Origin of the sequence: Arcicella rosea (assembly GCF_040543805.1) — a bacterium.
Taxonomy (GTDB): domain Bacteria; phylum Bacteroidota; class Bacteroidia; order Cytophagales; family Spirosomataceae; genus Arcicella; species Arcicella rosea.
Genome location: NZ_JBEUMS010000008.1, coordinates 99,706 through 117,095, shown reverse-complemented (window position 1 = coordinate 117,095; position 17,390 = coordinate 99,706). Strand labels below are relative to the sequence as shown.

Here is a 17,390-nt window from a genome sequence, read left to right as displayed (position 1 = left end):
AAAGCTGATTAAAGAATCTTGTGAATCATCCTTACTGATGAAGGAAAGCTTACTCTGTTATTTTTATCAATACTTTAATCGACTTCTTAACAAAATCCTAAAGGTTTTATCTCTACTAATTCAGCAGTCTTTTGTACTTTTGTCAGTATAACCAGAAATTATTCCTTTAAAATAACAAAAGCAATTATGTTAAAATCTGTTCCTTTCGACCAAACTCATGCTTTTTCTTTACTGACAAAGCACAAATCTGAAATTGATGCAACTTCTATAAAAGAACTCTTCGCTAATGACCCAGAGCGTTTTGATAAATTCTCAATCCGTTTTGAAGATATTTTAGTGGATTATTCTAAAAACATAATCAACGAAAAAACGAAAGCCATCTTAGTAGCGTTGGCAAATGAATGCGAATTGGATGATGCTATCGAAAGAATGTTTACTGGCGATACTATCAACAAAACTGAAAAGCGTGCTGTTTTACACGTAGCATTAAGAAATCGTTCAAATACTCCGATTGCAGTTGATGGCAAAGAAATTATGTCAGATGTAAATGCTGTTTTGGAAAAAATGAAAGGCTTTTCAGAAAAAGTAATTTCTGGTGCTTGGAAAGGATACGCTGGCGAAGCCATTACAGACATCGTTAATATCGGAATTGGTGGTTCGGATTTAGGTCCAGTAATGGTGACTGAAGCCTTGAAACCTTATAAAAATCATTTGAATTTACATTTTGTTTCAAATGTTGACGGTACTCATATTGCAGAAGTATTGAAAAAAGTAAATCCTGCTACAACACTTTTCTTAATTGCATCTAAAACTTTCACGACGCAAGAAACAATGGCGAATGCGCACTCTGCACGTAATTGGTTCTTGGCAAATGGTGGTTCAATTGAAAGTGTTGCAAAACACTTTGTGGCAATTTCTACCAACGAAAAATCAGTTGTTGAATTCGGAATTGATGCTGATAATATGTTTGGATTCTGGGATTGGGTTGGTGGTCGTTATTCATTGTGGTCGGCTATTGGTTTATCAATCGTTTTATCAATTGGATTCGAAAATTTTGTAGAATTACTAGAAGGTGCTCATGCAATGGACAAGCACTTCCGTACCGCAGATTTCAGCGAAAACATTCCTGTTACTTTAGCTTTATTAGGAATTTGGTATAATAATTTTTACGGGGCTGACACCCAAGCAATTTTACCTTACGACCAATACATGCACCGTTTTGCAGCTTATTTCCAACAAGGAGATATGGAATCAAACGGTAAATATGTAGGACGTGATGGCGAAGAGGTTTCTTATCAAACAGGTCCAATCATTTGGGGAGAGCCAGGAACAAATGGTCAGCACGCATTTTATCAATTAATTCACCAAGGAACAAAATTAGTGCCATGTGACTTTTTAGCTCCTGCCGTTTCTCATAATCAAATCGGGGACCATCATACTTTATTGTTATCAAACTTTTTTGCACAAACTGAAGCTTTGATGAATGGTAAAACATTGGAAGAAGTAGTAGCTGAATTTAAAAAAGCTGGAAAATCAGACGAAGAAATTGCTGAATTGGCAGCTTTTAAAGTATTCAAAGGAAACCGTCCGACAAACTCTATTTTGTTCAAACAATTAACACCAAGAACTTTAGGAAGTTTAGTAGCGATGTACGAACATAAAATCTTTGTTCAAGGAGTAATCTGGAATATTTTCAGTTTCGACCAATGGGGCGTAGAATTAGGTAAACAATTGGCAAACAAAATTTTGCCAGAACTTACCAGCGAAGAAAACATTACTTCACATGATTCTTCAACAAATGCTTTGATTAATGCTTACAAGGCTTGGAGATAAGTAAGAATTGTGAAATTAAAATATCCATAACAAAAAATCCACGTGAGCTTAGCGCAATTCACGTGGATTTTTTTGTTAGTTTCATTCCTATCTTGAACCAGTCAGTTTATAAGATATTGGTAAAGTAAATCTTGAGCGAGCATTTTTTCCACGTTGTTTTCCAGCAATCCATTTTCCACTTGATTTTTTGACTACTCTTAAAGCTTCTTCATCACAGCCATATCCTACACTTTTCAGAATTTTATAGTCACACAAGGTGCCATCAGTACAAACGGTAAATTGAACATAAACTTTTCCTTCAACATTTTTCATCTGAGCATCTCTAGGATAATGAAGATTTCCTTGTAGAAAACTAGCATAAGCGTTGAATCCACCTTTAAATTCGGCCATTTCTTCTGTATTTTTATAAGCTACCGAGTCGGACTCGGTATAAGTAATACCTTCAATTAGTTTACCTTTTCCATATTGCTCAACAAATTCTATCTTATTTCCCAAAGTTTTTCCTATCCATTTTCCTTCTTTTAATCCTTCCTTGATTAGTCCAGTTTCTTGAATGGTATTTTCAAGTTTATCAGAATATAAAGTACACAATCCACTACCATCTTTCACTAATTGATTTCCAAGCGTATCCCAAACTGCAATATATTTTTCTTCATTTAGCTCCTTATCTTTAGAAGAACTTCTTGTTTTTACATAAAAAAGTTGTCCGTTAGCATGCCAGTTAAATTCTTTAGTAAATGTTATGTTGCTATCGTTCTCTTTTGAAGTATCTTTTTCAACAACCTTTTGGATTCTTCCATTTGGATAAAAAAAATAGTTTTTATCATCTGTCAATCTACTTTCTAGTTGACCATTCTTATAGAAAGAATTAGTAAAAACAGGGAAATTATAATTATTGAAAGCTGTCTTTTGGTAAATCTTCAAATCATCTGTTTTCTTTTCACAAATTGAAAGACTAACTCTTTCAAGAGAATCTAATCTCAAAGGCGAAAAATCTAGGTATTTCGCTTTTTTATCTTCCAAAATGTAATAAGTTATCCCTTTTTCGATAATTCCTGTCAAAGTATCTAACTCATAACGTGCCATATACTTTGTTTCACCATCATCATAAACTCTCTTTTTGGCTTTATCAAAAAGCATAAATACTTCTCCATTATCGTACAAAACCTTTTCCGACGTAAAAAAAGGAATCGAAACAGCTATTCTTTTTTTACCATTTAATCTTTCTTGTAAATTTTTGACGTTGATTAATTTGGCAACTCTTAAGGCTTCAGCATCACAGTCACTCCTGAGACTTTTAACAATTTCATAGCGCACTGGCAAATTATCTTCTCCCATAGAAATACGAACCGTCACATCTCCTTGCACATCAGCCACTTGTGCTAAGAAGGGAATCTTAACAGTGGCACTGATAAATTTTTGAATAAGGTCGATTTCCTCTGATTGGTTTTGAGCAAAAGAGCTAAAAAAGAAGAGTAATAAAATAAAAACTTTAAGTGTAATTTTCATTTTGAGAGTTGTTAAAATTTATTTGAAATTCATAAAAATATACATTTGGAAAAATTATTGACTCGTAACAAAACTAATCGGCATAGTCATCTTTGATTTCACGGCTTTCCCTCTTTGCTTACGAGGATTCCATCTCCCACTTGTCAATTCTATTACTCTTGATGCCTCTTCGTCACAACCAAAGCCAACACTTTTAATGACATTAACATCACTTAAAGAACCATCTGTAAGAACTGTAAATTGTACATAAACTTTACCCCCAGCATTTGCTCGTTGAGCTTCAGCAGGAAATTTCAAGTTCCGTTGCAGATGTTTTAAAAATGCTTGCATTCCTCCTTCAAAATAGGCTTGTTCATCTTGCATGCGATAAACAGTTCGTTTTTCTTTCTCAAAAAAAGTCCCTTTGATAAATACTCCTTTATCAAAAAATTCTTCATAAACCATTTCCCCCTTTGTATCTCTTATTTTCCAAATGCCATCTTTAACCCCAGAAGTTATTAAACCTGACTCTGCCAAAGAATCATCATTTCTTGACTTACAATATTCACAGAAACCTTCACCATTTTTTACAATTTGGTTTCCTAATGAATCCCAAACAGCAAGGTATTTATCTGCCACTTCATCGTTTTCTTGATTTGTATTTGGTATATGAGTAATAATTGAAGCCATCAGTCCATTGGGATGCCATTTTATTGTATAATTCTTGACAATTTTATCTTCCTTTACTATTTTATGAAAAGATGAAATCCTACCATTTGGATAGTACTCATAGTTTTCATCATTAAAATTTCGATACACAGCTCTTCCATTTTTGTAATAAGATTGGCTCAGAGCAGGAAATTTAAACTTGCTAAATGCTGTCAGTGTGTAAATTTTGTTTGCATCAGTTTTGTCAATCAATTCTGAAGAGTTTTGCTGAGAACTATCAATCTGTAATTTAGAAATCTCAATCAATGATGGCATTTTATCTTTAATGACAAAATACTCTACATTACCAATAAGTCTTCCAGAAAGCGTATCTACCAAATATCTTCTAGCATACATCGCTTCGCTTCCAAAATGTCTTTTTTGATATTTATCAAAATAATCCATTTGGTAGCCTTTACTATAAAAGACAGTGAAAGAATTCAAGAAAGGTACTTCTAAAACAATTCGTTTATTCTCCGCTAATTTATCTTTTAGATATTTAGGGTGGATTAATTTGACTACTCTAAGTGCTTCTTTATCACATTCATCAGTCAAGTTCTGAACTATTTCATACTTATCTGGCAAATTATTTTCACTCATCGTAACAGCAACCGATACGATTCCTTTGGTATTAGCAACTTTAGCCATGAATGGTACTTGAGTAGTAGCGCTAATAAATTCTTGAATGGGATCAATTTCCTCTGTAGGGTTTTGAGCAAACGAAGTAAAAAAGAAGAGGGTAAGAACAATAGTATTAAGTACTTGTTTCATTTTAGAGAGTGTTTTATTGATTTGGTTGAACAATCTCCAAAAATAAAAATAATCTATTAAAATAATAGTAGCACTAAAGAAAAACGGCATTAACAAATATTAAATTTATTAATGCCGAAAGCGTTTTATTGTAATTTGCTGATTACTTCTTCAAAAGTCAATTTTTCTTGTTCTCCTGTAATCATGTTTTTCAAAGTCAATTTACCGGTTTCCATTTCTTCAGAACCGATGATGCAGACATAAGAAATTTTCTTTTTATCAGCATAATCTAATTGTTTTTTGATTTTACTGACATCAGGATAAACTTCTGTATTGATTCCTGCCAAACGTGCTTTTTGCAAAAGTGGCAAAGCAAAATTCAACTCTTTTTCTCCGAAATGACAAAGTAATAATTTAGTCGTTACAGAATTATTTTCAGGGAATAAATTCAATTCCTCTAAAACATCGTAAATTCTATCTACTCCAAAAGAAATTCCTACGCCTGATAAACCCGCTACACCAAAAGTACCTGTTAAATTATCGTAACGACCTCCGCCTGAAATAGAACCCATTTGAACGTCTAAGGCTTTTACTTCAAAAATCGCTCCTGTATAATACGAAAGTCCACGAGCTAAAGTAATGTCTAATTCAATATTTTCTTCTGTTTGACCAAAAGATTGAAGTAAATTCCAAACGGCTCGTAATTCTTCGATTCCTTTTTTTCCAGTTTCTGAATCTTGTAATAATTCCTCTAATTTGATAAATTTCTCTTGGTTCGTTCCTGAAATTCCAAAAACTGGATCTAGTTTAGCCAAAGATTCCGTTGAAAATCCTTTTTCAGCTAATTCTTCTAGTACTTTTTCTTTCCCAATTTTATCTAATTTATCAATGGCAACGGCAAGATTTCCTTCTTGTCCAGCCGCTCCAATCGCTTCCGAAAGTCCAGTAAGAATTTTACGATTATTGATTTTTAAAGAGAAATTGATACCAAGATTTTTGAATACTTCATGAATCATCAATACGATTTCAGCTTCACAAACCAAAGAATCAGTACCTACTACATCGGCATCGCATTGATAAAATTCACGATAACGTCCTCTTTGTGGGCGGTCGCCACGCCAAACGGGTTGAATCTGATAACGTTTGAAAGGCATCGCCAAATCATTACGATTCATTACTACAAAGCGAGCAAAAGGAACTGTTAAATCATATTTTAAGCCTTTTTCAGAAATTTTTAACGTTAATTTCTTTGCTCCTTCATCTAATTCATTTTGTGTAATTTTCTCAGAAAAATTACCAGAATTCAAGATTTTAAATAATAATTGGTCTCCTTCTTCACCATATTTTCCCATCAAAGTTGACAGGTTTTCCATGGCTGGCGTTTCGATTGGCTGAAAACCAAATTTTTGAAAAACAGCTTTGATTGTATCAAAAATATAATTGCGACGAACCATTTTATCTGGTCCAAAATCTCGTGTACCTTTTACTAAACTTGGTTTCATGGAGTATAAAATCGGGCAATAAACCCGAGAACGTGAAAACGGACAGGATTGTCCAATGGCTACAAAATTACAAAACCCATGAAGTTTTTGGAAACTTCATGGGTTTTATTTCTTCTTAGACTAAGTGACTGAAAGACTTCTGGACGATTGATACTAGTTTTTTTACTTAACCTTACTCCTAATCCTAAAGTATCAAATCTTAAAGTCTAATTATTAATTGCCTATATGTTTGTTTCAAAAAGATATTATTCCTAATTTTGCACCTCAATTTAAAACTCTGTTCGCAATGGCTGTTACAAGACTAAAAAGAAAAGACAGAAGAAACAAGGCTATAGCCACTAACAAAATCAATGCAATTAAGCATTTGACTCAAACTCCAGAAATTAAATTGGTGGATATTGAGGCAATCAAAGCTGAGTTTGCTGCGAAGGCTGCGAAGTAATTTGTACAATTTCTTCTAAGAGATCTAAACCTCGTCTGAATAGACGAGGTTTTCTTTTTTACTCTTTTTTATCTTTATCACCTGTTTTAGCTTTTTTCTCCTCTTTCTTATCTTCTTTTCCACGAAGTACTTCACCTAAATGATTTAACTTTTTAATCTGTTTCATCATTTCTTTTTCCTGTCTGCTAAAACGCTTATTGATATCCATCAATACTCTAAAACGAATCGCTTGCCCAAACGAGAATAACCCTAAACTTGAGATAATCAAACCATAAAGTCCCCAAATAAACCATCTAAAAAATGGCACATTAGGTTCAGCCCTAATCGTTGATGCAGTTCCTACGACTGAAATACCAAAACCAAAAAGTAATAAACCCATTACGGCACACAAAATCCATTTGGTGCGTAAAGGCATTCTTTTTACTAATTTTTGACCGGGAGCTTTTTTAGGAATATCAGGTTTCATATTGGTTATCGTTTATATTTTTAGAAAATCATTGCCAGCTAGCTCCTATTAGGGTTTCTATTGCCTGAAATTCATCTTTTAAATTATTGGGAATCGTATGTTTTGAGTACGTAAAACCATGTTCTTGCCATAAAATTATGGTATAATAATCGGTTTGATAAACACCTTTTGCCATATTTCTTATAATTGCGACTTTATCGGCAGGAAGCTTTTTTTCAACAGTCATCATAAAAAAAGCTTTGGTTTTCATCATTAGTACTTTCTTTTTACCAATCGTTTTAGTGACTACACTTGCTCTGCTATCAATACTTTTTAAAGCTGTTTGTGGCAAAAAAATATCATTATTCCTTTCTATATAAAAATTACTTCCGTTTGCACGCATCGACCAACCTTTAATCAATTGACTTCTAACCAATTGTATTTTCTTGTCTCGTAATATTACATTCAAATCTAAAACAGCCTGCGCATCTTTCCCTCCACTAACAGTATTAACAAAAAGCATAAATCCACACAGAAAAGCTAATTTTATCCAATTTCTTTGAGTAATTTTCATAAATAAATTATTATTTCGCAAGATATTCTTGAATATTGCCGTTCAGTATAAAGCATGAGATTATTTATCCAGAAACAAGAATAGCTTATTTTACGCAAATTAAAATTAAAATAAACATAAACTATAATTCAATGACGATCAACAAGAAATTTATTTTGGGTTTAAGCCTTAGTTTGGCGGCTTTTTCAATGAATTCTGCCAATGCACAAGATTTCCGTTTTACTCAAAAGAATCCTGATAAACCAGAAGCGACAGAATTCTGGGATCCAGAAGTAAGAGTAGTGACTCCTGGGGCTGTTCCATCTGATGCAATCGTTTTATTTGATGGAAAAAATGCAGACAGTTGGGAATCTGCGAAAGACGGTTCTGCTGCAAAATGGGATGTAAAAGATGGTATTCTGACAGTAGCAAAAGGTGCAGGTACGATTTCGACCAAAAAGCACTTTGGTGATTGTCAATTACACATCGAATGGCGTTCACCAATCGAACCTGAAACCTTGAAAGGACAACAAAAAGGGAACAGTGGTATTTTCTTTGCTGGAATTTATGAAGTACAAGTATTGAATTCGTATCAAAACCGTACTTACAGAAACGGACAAGCAGGTTCTATTTACAAGCAAACGGCTCCATTGGTAAATGCTACGTCTAAAATGGGTGATTGGAATGTTTATGACATCATCTATACTGCTCCACGTTTTACGGCTAATGGTGGTATTGAAACTCCTGCTTATGTAACAGTTATTCACAACGGAGTTATTGTACAGAACCATACTAAAATTCAAGGTGCAACAAACTATATTGGGCAACCAACGAACCCTGTTCACGAAAAAGGACCGATTTCTTTACAAGACCACGGCAATTTGGTAAGTTACCGCAACATTTGGATTAGAGAAATATAGTATTCAGCTTCTTGATTTTTGATAATCAGATATTGGGAATGATTTTTTACCTTTGTGTAAAAATCATTCCCTTTTTTAGTTTGTAACATTTTAAATCATTCAAAACGGAATCCAAAACGTTTCAAGTTTAAATTATGAAATCAATTATTAGCTGGACACTCAGAAATATTCCACGTAAATATCTTCAATTAGTTTCTCACTTTGCTATGAAAATCTATGCCATCTTTTTAAGAGGCACTAGAGTATCCTGTCCAGTATGTAAATCTAAGTTTTCAAAATTTGTTCCTTATGGTCGTTTAGAGCCAAGAGACAATGCTTTATGTCCAAACTGTTTGGCATTAGAACGCCACCGTTTGATGTACATGTATTTACAACAAAAAACGAATTTCTTTCAAGCAAAACTGAAAGTGTTACACGTAGCACCAGAATATTGTTTCATCGACCGTTTCGAGAAAATGAAAAATCTGGATTATATCACTGCTGATATTGAATCGCCTTTGGCAAAAGTAAAAATGGATTTGCACCATATTCCTTTTGAAGACAATACTTTTGATGTAGTATTCTGTAATCACGTTTTAGAGCACGTTGAAGACGATATTCAATGTATGCGAGAAATGAGAAGAGTATTAAAACCTACAGGCTGGGCAATTATGCAGTCGCCACAAGATTGGAGTTTGGCTACTACTTTTGAAGACAAAACCATTACAGACCCTAAAGAACGTGAGCGTCTTTTCAAACAAGATGACCATTTTAGAATTTACGGAAGAGATTATAACAAACGCTTAGAACAAGGTGGCTGGAAAGTAACAGAAGATAAGTTTGGCGTAAATATGCCACCAGACCAAACCATGCGTTTTGCCTTGCCTAAAGACGAAATTATTTATTTGTGCCAGAAATAATATCTTTTAAAATATGAAATACTTACCCATCAACAACTCGCTATTCATTGAAAACCGTCAGCGTTTAGCACAACTTTTAAAACCAAAATCTATTGCTATTTTGAATTCTAACGACCCGATGCCAACCAATGCAGATGGGACGATGGGATTTCAACAAAACTCAGATTTATTTTACCTTTCAGGAATCGACCAAGAAGAATCTATTCTTTTATTGTTTCCTGATAGTCCAAATCCTGCGCACAGAGAAGTATTATTTTTGAGAGAAACCTCAGAATTAATTGCCATTTGGGAAGGTTATAAATACACAAAAGAGCATGCTCGTGAAGTTTCAGGCGTGCAAAGTATTTATTGGATGAGCCAGTTTGAGGCTGTTTTAACAACTTTGGTCTTTGAAGCAGAACATATTTACTTGAATTCAAACGAGCATATTCGTAATCATTCTGTTGTTCAAACTCGTGATGCTAAATTCATTTTATGGGCAAAAGAACATTTTCCTTTGCATAAATTTGAAAGACTTGCTCCGTTGATGCACCAGTTGAGAGTAATTAAAAATCCAATTGAAATTGAACAATTGAGTGAAGCAATGCGCATTACTGAGCTTGGTTTCAGGAGATTGTTGAATTTTGTAAAACCAGATGTTACTGAGTATGAAATTGAAGCAGAACTTTTACATGAATTCGTAAGAAATCGTTCAAAAGGTTTTGCTTATCAGCCAATTATTGCTTCTGGCGCCAATGCTTGCGTATTGCATTATATCGAGAACAGTCGTCCATGTAAAGATGGTGATGTTATTTTACTAGACGTTGCCGCTGAATATGGCAATTACAATGCTGATTTGACCCGAACAATTCCCGTAAATGGTAAATTTACACCACGCCAACGTCAGGTTTATGATGCGGTTTTGCGTGCTTTTAAATTTGCTAAATCAATTTTAGTTGTTGGGAATTTATGGGATGAATATCAGCAAGCCGTTGAAAAATTCATTGAAGAAGAACTTATCGGCTTAGGCTTATTTACTCGTGAAGACGTTGAAAAGCAAAATCCAGAATCTCCTTTATTCAAAAAATACTTTATGCACGGCGTTTCACATCATTTAGGACTTGATGTTCATGATGTTTGGAACAAATACCGTCGTTTTGAAGCAGGAATGGTCTTTACAATTGAACCGGGAATTTATATTCGTGAAGAAGGTTTAGGCATTCGTTTAGAAAATAACATTTTGATTACAGAAGATGGTAACATCGATTTAATGGCAAATATTCCAATTGAAGCGGATGAAATTGAAGCTTTAATGAATAAGATTTAAGAACTGTGCATTAATTGAGATGAGTAGTGACTTAAAAATATTTTGATAATCTACGTTTGATTAACGTAGATTATCAAAATTCACTCATTCACAACTCAATCAAAAATAAATATGAGAATACTGTACGACCATCAAGCATTTACTGGACAGAGATATGGAGGCGTTGCTCGCTATTTTCATGATTTGATGGAATCTTTACTTGAAATGGGTGTCGGTGTAAAATTATCTTTACCTTTTTCAAATAATGAATATTTAAAAAATAGTTCTGTTCGTCGCCCAAATAAGTTTAAACATATTTTTGGCTTTATGCCTACGAATATGTTGGTTTCCAGAACCAACCGTTTAAACAGTATTATGCAGCTTCAAAGAGGTAAATTTGATGTTTTTCATCCTACTTTTTTTCATAATTATTACCTCAATTATTTAGGGAAAAAACCTTTTGTATTAACCTATCACGATTGCATCAAAGAGCGATTTAACCTAAATCACATCGACAATGCCAGTCATGCACAGAAACAGGATTTGCTGAACAGAGCTGCTAAAATCATTGCTATTTCTGAAAATACCAAAGCTGATTTATTAGAGTTTTATCAAATCAAGCCTGAAAAAATAGCAGTAATTTATCATGCTACTTCGTTCAAAAATCATGAATTGCCAAAAGATTTTCAAGTAAAAACACCTGAAAAATACTTGCTATATGTTGGTGCTAGAAATGACTATAAAAACTTTACTGGTTTTGTAACATCAATAGCCTCTGTTTTAAAAGAACATTCAGACGTTCATTTACTTTGTGCAGGTGGTGGCGATTTCAATAAAACTGAACATGAATTTATAGCGAAGTTGGATTTACAAAGCCAAGTAAAACAATTTAGTTTTCAGAGCGACGATACGCTTTTTTACTTGTATCAACATGCTATCGCTTTCGTTTATCCTTCATTGTACGAAGGTTTTGGAATTCCAATCCTTGAAGCTTTTGCTTGTGCTTGTCCAGTGGTTTTGAGTAATACTTCCTGTTTTCCAGAAGTAGCCCAAGATGCGGCTTTGTATTTCGACCCCAACAATCAAGAAGATATTGCTGGTAAAATCACCGAAATTATTCAGAATGAAGCTTTAAGAAAAAGTCTTGTTCAAAAAGGTACGATTCGTCAGGAATACTTCTCTGCTGAAAAAACAGCTACCCAAACCTTAAATGTTTATAAAAGTATTCTGTAGCAGCAAACACTTATCATCTCATGTCTTTTCAAAAAACAGTTTTAATCTTTGAACCTGATGCCAGCGGACATCATCCCGGCTATCTGTATCATTTGCTAATTCATTTTTTAAATGAGAAATATGATTTTCGTTTAGCTGTTTTGGTGAATCCAGATTTTTTTGAAAAGCATCCTACAATTATTCAAAATACTTCAGCAGAAAATATTGAATGGTTAAGTACCTCAGAAACAACTTATAATGACTGGAAAAATAGCAAAAGTGATGTAATCAAACGAGCAAAATTAGAATGGGCTATCTGCGCTGAATATGCTAAAAACTTACAAGCCATTCACATTTTAATGATGTATTTCGACCATCTTCAACTGGCTTGTTTAACCGAACAAAAACCGATTTGTCCAGTTTCAGGCATTTTGTTTAGACCAACACTGGTTAATTATCCTGTTAATTCAGTAAAAGAAAAGATTAGTTTTTGGCGTAAATATTTGTTGCTTAAAGCCATTTTACATCGAAAAGCTTTAAGTACTTTATTTTGTCTTGACCCTTTTGCCGTTAATTTTATCCAACAAAATTGGAGAAGCAACAAAGTAAAATTCTTGCCAGACCCTGTACAAGTTTATCCCAACACAAAATCTATTCGTTTAATAAAGGAAGAATTGGGAATTGCTGAAAGTAAGAAAGTATTCTTAATTTTTGGGCATTTAGATGATAGAAAAGGTATTTCAACAGTAATGGATACTTTCGCAAAACTATCTGAGGATAAAGCAAAAGATGTTTGTTTATTGATTGTTGGTCCTTGGGATACACAAGAAAAATCGATTTTCGAACAAAAACTTGCTGTACTCCAGCAAAAAAACAGCGTACAAGTTATTACTCACAACCATTTTGTAGCCGACGAGGATATTCAGTCTTTTTTTGAAGTATCAGATTATATTTTGGCTTTGTACCAAAAACACATCGGTATGAGTGCCATTATGGTAAGAGCAGCCAGTGCGCAAAAGCCTTTAATTACTTTTAATTATGGCTTGATGGGAAAAATTACAGCTGAAAAACAGTTAGGCTTACTTATCGACGAAGCCATTGAAGATGATTTTCAACATAAATTAGAAGCTCTTCTAAATAGCAATTCACAAATTGGTAATCAAAAAAGTATGAAAGAATTTGCTGATTTGAATCAAGCAAAAAATTACGCAAAAGTGATTCTTGATAGTTTTTGAGCTTTAAGTTATGAGTAGTGAACATCGAGATTTTTAGCCTTTTATAATCAAAAAAGCTCAAAATTAATATCTCGTTACTAAAAGTTTAGAGACACAAATCTTCTAAATCTTCTTGAGTACCTAAAAAAACATTAAAATCTACTGTACCTTTTACACCTTCACACCAGCCACGCTGATTATGCTGCCAAAACCATAAATTGGAATTATAACCTTTCAAACTTTCTCTTGAATAATCCGCAATCCAAAGTGGATAATCATCAAAATTTCCTTTGATAAATTTCTTGTAAAAATTGGGATTCGTATAAATAATTGGTTTTTTGTGGTAATGATTTTCAACAATTTCTAACCAAGTTTCTAATTCTTCAATAATTTGTTTGTCGGGTTTCAATGAATTTTGTTCAATATCCAATACTGGTGCCAAATCTCCTTCTTCCAAATCTACAGAATTAATAAAGTTTTTAGCTTGTCCAACGGGCTCACGCCAAGCGATATAAAAATGGTAAGCACCCCGTTTTAGTCCGCTCTTTTTTACTTGTTCCCAATTTCTTTCAAACTGGCGGTCGGCATGACTCATACCTTCGGTTGCTTTCAGAAAGCAAAAACCTAGCTTTAAATCTTCCTCCGAAAACCTCATTTTTTTTACTTTCTTCCAATTGATAACGCCATTATGATGCGAGACATCAATGCCATGAATTTTATAGCGCAAAGGCAAAGTAATTCCTAATTTGGATACTTTCGTCCAGCCATTAGGATTAGGACGAAGACTAATATAAACAACAAAAGACAGAAAAAGGAAAAGTATAGAAATAAGTACAATCCTTACAGTTCGAGGGAGTAACCGATAACGCTTTCTTAGTAGTTTTAGATAATTCATGTCACAAAAATACAAAAAGGCAAGAAAGATATTTCATCTTCTTGCCTTTTCTAGTCAATGATTTTAAATCATTCGACGATTATTTGTTAGGTTGAGGCGTTGTTCTCAAATAAGGTTTGATGATTGTAAACCCTTTTGGGAATTTAGCCGCAGCATCTTCTGTTTTTACAGCTGGCGTAATGATAACATCTTCACCATCTTTCCAGTCTGCTGGAGTAGCCACTTGGTAGTTAGCCGTCAATTGAAGTGAATCAATCACTCTTAGTAATTCTTGGAAATTACGTCCCGTTGAAGCTGGATAAGTAAGTGTTAATTTTACTTTTTTATCTGGTCCGATAATAAATACCGAACGAACAGTTGCTTTTTCAGAAGCATTTGGGTGAATCATATCATACAAAGTAGCCACGTTGCGGTCTGCATCTGCAATGATTGGGAAATTCACTTTAACACCATTTACTTCTTCAATATCTGGAACCCATTTATTGTGTGAGTCTAAATCATCTACAGAAACTGCAATTACTTTTACCCCTTTTTTCTCGAATTCACCTTTTAATAAAGCTGTTTTGCCTAATTCAGTCGTACAAACTGGCGTAAAATCTGCTGGGTGACTGAAAAGTAAAGCCCATGAATCGCCAATCCATTCATGAAAATTAATCGTTCCTTGAGTTGTTTCCGCCGTAAAGTCGGGTGCGATATCTCCTAATCTTAATGACATAGTTTTAATCAATTTAAAGTTTATAAATACTTACTCTATTGGAATACAAGATTAGCAAAAAAAAGGTTTCAAGATACTGGCTAATTGATATTTTTTTAAGGAGTCGGCTTTCAGCTCTCGGTCATCAGATTACAGATTTCAACTCTACTTTCTGATTTAGTTATAGATGAAAGTAAATAATTAAAAAGCTGAAATCTGAAAGCCGACGACCGAAATCCGAAAACCTACACTGGCTTTTCAATAATAAAATTATGATTCGTATAAATACAAATATCTGCTGCGATGGTCAATCCTTCACGAACAATTTCCTCCGCACTTAAATGAGGCGCATGTTTACGCATTGCCAACGCTGCCGAAAGTGCATAATTACTTCCTGAACCAATGGATGCAATACCATTTTCTGGTTCAAGCACATCGCCTGTTCCTGAAATAATCAAAGTTTCTTCTTTGTTAGCCACAATCATCATAGCTTCCAACTTGCGTAAATAACGGTCTGTTCGCCAATCTTTGGCTAATTCGATACTTGCACGCTTCATATTTCCTCCATAAGCATTTAATTTTTCTTCAAAACGCTCCAACAAAGTAAAAGCATCAGCCGTTGAACCCGCAAAACCAGTTACGATTTTCCCATCTAACATTTTTCTGATTTTTCGCACATGATTTTTCGCAACGGTATTTCCCATCGTCGCTTGTCCGTCTGCACCAATCGCTACTTCGCCATTATGCACTACCGCCAGAACGGTTGTAGATCTAATTTTTTCCATTTTAGGTAATTATTTTACAAGGTCTTAGACACCAGTCCACCTTTTTTACTATCGATTTCGACAGTAAATTTATCACTTTTACCTTTAACAATCCAACGTACTTTTACAACTCCCATTCCCGGAATGCTAGGAACAGCTATTGTTTGTGGATTATTGATTTGTTCTTTTGTAAGATTAGTATCTTCATTTTCAACAATCATTCCAGCTACAACCGTTGCATTTTTTAAGCTTATAAAATCGGGACGTTCAATTTTGTATTTTACATCGTGTGCCGAATGCGTTGGAATTACTTTTTCGTTTACAATCGTAGCCGTTACTTCTGTAAAACCACCCGCCAAAGCTTTTTGCTTTACTTCTAATACATCTAATTTCGGCATTTGTGAAGCGTGTAAAATTGTAAAAGCCATATTTCTATGAGCATCTTCTTCCAATAAAAAACCCGGATGCGCTCTTACATAATTTTTCTTCGAACCACCAATTTCAATATCACCATATTGCGGATGTTTGAAAGGCTTCCAAGTAACGTAAGCATCGCCAAACAACATCAAACGACTGAATTCATCAAATTCATTATTTTGGAAACGACCTTCTTCGGCAGTTTTGTTGAATAATTTATAAGAAGTCATTAATTCTGTAGAGAATGTAAAAATTCCTCTTCCTAAAGCCAGCCAATCTATTTCACCACCATAAACAGTATATAAATCTTTGTAAATCACAAAGTACTTATACCCCGGATTCATTTTTTCACCAATCTTCCCGAAGTAATCATATACCGACGCATCTTGAGTAGAATAAAAAGGTGCATCTTCTTCCGCTCCCGGTCCACGCAAGAACATTCCACCATTATTATGATAACTCTGCGCACCTGCAATATTTGGATGAGTCATGATAAAATTTTTGATATTTTGTGTTTCTGACAAAGTTCCCGGATAAAATAATGCCCCACGTTGTACGTAATCTGGCTGCCAATTCCAAGCCCAATCACGGTTCGGGTCATAATATCCCAAAACATCTTCGTTGATTAAACCATCGCCATCATTATCAATGCCTTCATAACCTAGCATTTCGTAATCCCCTTTTTCATCTGCTTTTACGGGAATCATTCTCTGCGGATTTTCTGGATCTACTTTCCAACGACCCGTCGCAGAACGTCTTCTCATCATGACAATGTTGCCATCACCATCTAAATCATCATACTTGTCTTCGTCAGCTTGTCCGTCGCCATCATCATCCATCGCCATCATACCCGAACGTGGAGAATTGGCATTGTTAGGATTTTTCAAGAAATCTTCACGAGCATCAGGGTTAATTGTTGGAGTAATATAAAATACTTTATCTTGTAATAATTGCTTGATAAATGGCACTGAAGCGAAGTTTTCAACCAAATACCAAGCTGTGTACATGGCTACTTCTGTACCCTGAATTTCATTTGAGTGAATATTTCCATCAATATAAAAACCTGGTTTTCTAGCTACATTGCCGGTTTTAGTATCACTGATAGTCAATACCCACATTTCTTTGCCTTGATAAGATTTCCCCATCGATTCTACTTTTACTAAATCGGGATACGCTTTGGCTAAATCCTGACAGAATTTCGTAATCATGGCGTAATCGTTATAATGATTCCAAGCCATTTTTACTTTTGGGTTCGCTGGTGAGCCAATCGCTCTTAAACCAGTAAGGTCATCATTCTGAATTTTCTCTTGAGAAAAAACTGAAAACGAGCAGGTTAAAAGAATTAAGATGATATATTTTTTCATTGATT

General features: G+C 34.3%; 16 protein-coding genes. 7 read left to right on the top strand and 9 right to left on the bottom strand.

Going from position 1 to position 17,390, the window contains the following annotated elements:
* Positions 1-186 precede the first annotated feature (186 nt).
* Positions 187-1,833 (top strand): glucose-6-phosphate isomerase, encoded by a 1,647-nt coding sequence (gene pgi, locus ABID42_RS12305; protein WP_367283903.1) that lies wholly within the window; start codon positions 187-189, stop codon positions 1,831-1,833.
* Positions 1,834-1,920: 87 nt separating this feature from the next.
* Here the strand turns inward: pgi and ABID42_RS12300 are convergent, their stop codons facing one another.
* From ABID42_RS12300 to hisS, 3 genes are all read right to left on the bottom strand, one after another.
* A complete protein-coding gene (locus ABID42_RS12300; RefSeq protein WP_367283902.1) occupies positions 1,921-3,342 on the bottom strand; it encodes an energy transducer TonB in 1,422 nt (473 codons plus the stop codon).
* A 54-nt stretch (positions 3,343-3,396) separates the two neighbouring features.
* Positions 3,397-4,800 carry an energy transducer TonB gene (locus tag ABID42_RS12295; protein ID WP_367283901.1) on the bottom strand — a complete coding sequence of 468 codons (1,404 nt, stop codon included), beginning with the start codon at positions 4,798-4,800 and terminating at the stop codon, positions 3,397-3,399.
* Between the two features lie 125 nt (positions 4,801-4,925).
* Positions 4,926-6,281: a histidine--tRNA ligase gene (hisS, locus tag ABID42_RS12290; RefSeq protein ID WP_367283900.1), complete on the bottom strand. Its 1,356-nt coding sequence runs from the start codon at positions 6,279-6,281 to the stop codon at positions 4,926-4,928.
* 229 nt (positions 6,282-6,510) lie between these two features.
* Between hisS and ABID42_RS12285 the strand changes: the two genes are divergently transcribed.
* Complete coding sequence (locus ABID42_RS12285) at positions 6,511-6,723, top strand: hypothetical protein (RefSeq protein WP_367284007.1); 213 nt, start codon at positions 6,511-6,513, stop codon at positions 6,721-6,723.
* Between the two features lie 58 nt (positions 6,724-6,781).
* Here the strand turns inward: ABID42_RS12285 and ABID42_RS12280 are convergent, their stop codons facing one another.
* Both ABID42_RS12280 and ABID42_RS12275 read right to left on the bottom strand, forming a co-directional pair.
* On the bottom strand, positions 6,782-7,189 hold the full coding sequence (locus ABID42_RS12280) for a hypothetical protein (protein WP_323260983.1): 408 nt from the start codon (positions 7,187-7,189) through the stop codon (positions 6,782-6,784).
* A 28-nt stretch (positions 7,190-7,217) separates the two neighbouring features.
* Positions 7,218-7,742 carry a hypothetical protein gene (locus ABID42_RS12275; RefSeq protein ID WP_367283899.1) on the bottom strand — a complete coding sequence of 175 codons (525 nt, stop codon included), beginning with the start codon at positions 7,740-7,742 and terminating at the stop codon, positions 7,218-7,220.
* 131 nt (positions 7,743-7,873) lie between these two features.
* Between ABID42_RS12275 and ABID42_RS12270 the strand changes: the two genes are divergently transcribed.
* The 5 genes from ABID42_RS12270 to ABID42_RS12250 all read left to right on the top strand — a co-directional run bounded on the left by ABID42_RS12270 (position 7,874) and on the right by ABID42_RS12250 (position 13,272).
* Positions 7,874-8,641: a 3-keto-disaccharide hydrolase gene (locus tag ABID42_RS12270; RefSeq protein WP_323260987.1), complete on the top strand. Its 768-nt coding sequence runs from the start codon at positions 7,874-7,876 to the stop codon at positions 8,639-8,641.
* Between the two features lie 134 nt (positions 8,642-8,775).
* Entirely contained in the window at positions 8,776-9,540 is a 765-nt protein-coding gene (locus ABID42_RS12265; protein WP_367283898.1) for a class I SAM-dependent methyltransferase, read from the top strand.
* A gap of 13 nt (positions 9,541-9,553) precedes the next feature.
* The gene (locus tag ABID42_RS12260) at positions 9,554-10,846 is read left to right on the top strand and encodes an aminopeptidase P N-terminal domain-containing protein (protein ID WP_367283897.1); all 1,293 of its coding nucleotides are present in this window, start codon (positions 9,554-9,556) and stop codon (positions 10,844-10,846) included.
* Between the two features lie 111 nt (positions 10,847-10,957).
* Entirely contained in the window at positions 10,958-12,058 is a 1,101-nt protein-coding gene (locus tag ABID42_RS12255) for a glycosyltransferase family 4 protein (RefSeq protein ID WP_367283896.1), read from the top strand.
* 20 nt (positions 12,059-12,078) lie between these two features.
* Positions 12,079-13,272 carry a glycosyltransferase gene (locus ABID42_RS12250; protein ID WP_367283895.1) on the top strand — a complete coding sequence of 398 codons (1,194 nt, stop codon included), beginning with the start codon at positions 12,079-12,081 and terminating at the stop codon, positions 13,270-13,272.
* An 85-nt stretch (positions 13,273-13,357) separates the two neighbouring features.
* Here the strand turns inward: ABID42_RS12250 and ABID42_RS12245 are convergent, their stop codons facing one another.
* The 4 genes from ABID42_RS12245 to ABID42_RS12230 all read right to left on the bottom strand — a co-directional run bounded on the left by ABID42_RS12245 (position 13,358) and on the right by ABID42_RS12230 (position 17,385).
* Entirely contained in the window at positions 13,358-14,146 is a 789-nt protein-coding gene (locus tag ABID42_RS12245) for a glycoside hydrolase family 25 protein (RefSeq protein ID WP_323260997.1), read from the bottom strand.
* Positions 14,147-14,225: 79 nt separating this feature from the next.
* Positions 14,226-14,861 (bottom strand): peroxiredoxin, encoded by a 636-nt coding sequence (locus ABID42_RS12240; protein ID WP_323260999.1) that lies wholly within the window; start codon positions 14,859-14,861, stop codon positions 14,226-14,228.
* A 224-nt stretch (positions 14,862-15,085) separates the two neighbouring features.
* Positions 15,086-15,625 carry an ATP-dependent protease subunit HslV gene (gene hslV, locus ABID42_RS12235; protein WP_367283894.1) on the bottom strand — a complete coding sequence of 180 codons (540 nt, stop codon included), beginning with the start codon at positions 15,623-15,625 and terminating at the stop codon, positions 15,086-15,088.
* Between the two features lie 14 nt (positions 15,626-15,639).
* Complete coding sequence (locus tag ABID42_RS12230; protein ID WP_323261002.1) at positions 15,640-17,385, bottom strand: M14 family metallopeptidase; 1,746 nt, start codon at positions 17,383-17,385, stop codon at positions 15,640-15,642.
* Between the last annotated feature and the right edge of the window lie 5 nt (positions 17,386-17,390).

Bases quoted from the DNA above. Each gene is read 5' to 3' on its own strand.
- pgi (WP_367283903.1), top strand. From the start codon at position 187: ATGTTAAAATCTGTTCCTTTCGACCAAACTCATGCTTTTTCTTTACTG.
- ABID42_RS12300 (WP_367283902.1), bottom strand. From the start codon at position 3,342: ATGAAAATTACACTTAAAGTTTTTATTTTATTACTCTTCTTTTTTAGC.
- ABID42_RS12295 (WP_367283901.1), bottom strand. From the start codon at position 4,800: ATGAAACAAGTACTTAATACTATTGTTCTTACCCTCTTCTTTTTTACT.
- hisS (WP_367283900.1), bottom strand. From the start codon at position 6,281: ATGAAACCAAGTTTAGTAAAAGGTACACGAGATTTTGGACCAGATAAA.
- ABID42_RS12280 (WP_323260983.1), bottom strand. From the start codon at position 7,189: ATGAAACCTGATATTCCTAAAAAAGCTCCCGGTCAAAAATTAGTAAAA.
- ABID42_RS12275 (WP_367283899.1), bottom strand. From the start codon at position 7,742: ATGAAAATTACTCAAAGAAATTGGATAAAATTAGCTTTTCTGTGTGGA.
- ABID42_RS12270 (WP_323260987.1), top strand. From the start codon at position 7,874: ATGACGATCAACAAGAAATTTATTTTGGGTTTAAGCCTTAGTTTGGCG.
- ABID42_RS12265 (WP_367283898.1), top strand. From the start codon at position 8,776: ATGAAATCAATTATTAGCTGGACACTCAGAAATATTCCACGTAAATAT.
- ABID42_RS12260 (WP_367283897.1), top strand. From the start codon at position 9,554: ATGAAATACTTACCCATCAACAACTCGCTATTCATTGAAAACCGTCAG.
- ABID42_RS12255 (WP_367283896.1), top strand. From the start codon at position 10,958: ATGAGAATACTGTACGACCATCAAGCATTTACTGGACAGAGATATGGA.
- ABID42_RS12250 (WP_367283895.1), top strand. From the start codon at position 12,079: ATGTCTTTTCAAAAAACAGTTTTAATCTTTGAACCTGATGCCAGCGGA.
- ABID42_RS12245 (WP_323260997.1), bottom strand. From the start codon at position 14,146: ATGAATTATCTAAAACTACTAAGAAAGCGTTATCGGTTACTCCCTCGA.
- ABID42_RS12240 (WP_323260999.1), bottom strand. From the start codon at position 14,861: ATGTCATTAAGATTAGGAGATATCGCACCCGACTTTACGGCGGAAACA.
- hslV (WP_367283894.1), bottom strand. From the start codon at position 15,625: ATGGAAAAAATTAGATCTACAACCGTTCTGGCGGTAGTGCATAATGGC.
- ABID42_RS12230 (WP_323261002.1), bottom strand. From the start codon at position 17,385: ATGAAAAAATATATCATCTTAATTCTTTTAACCTGCTCGTTTTCAGTT.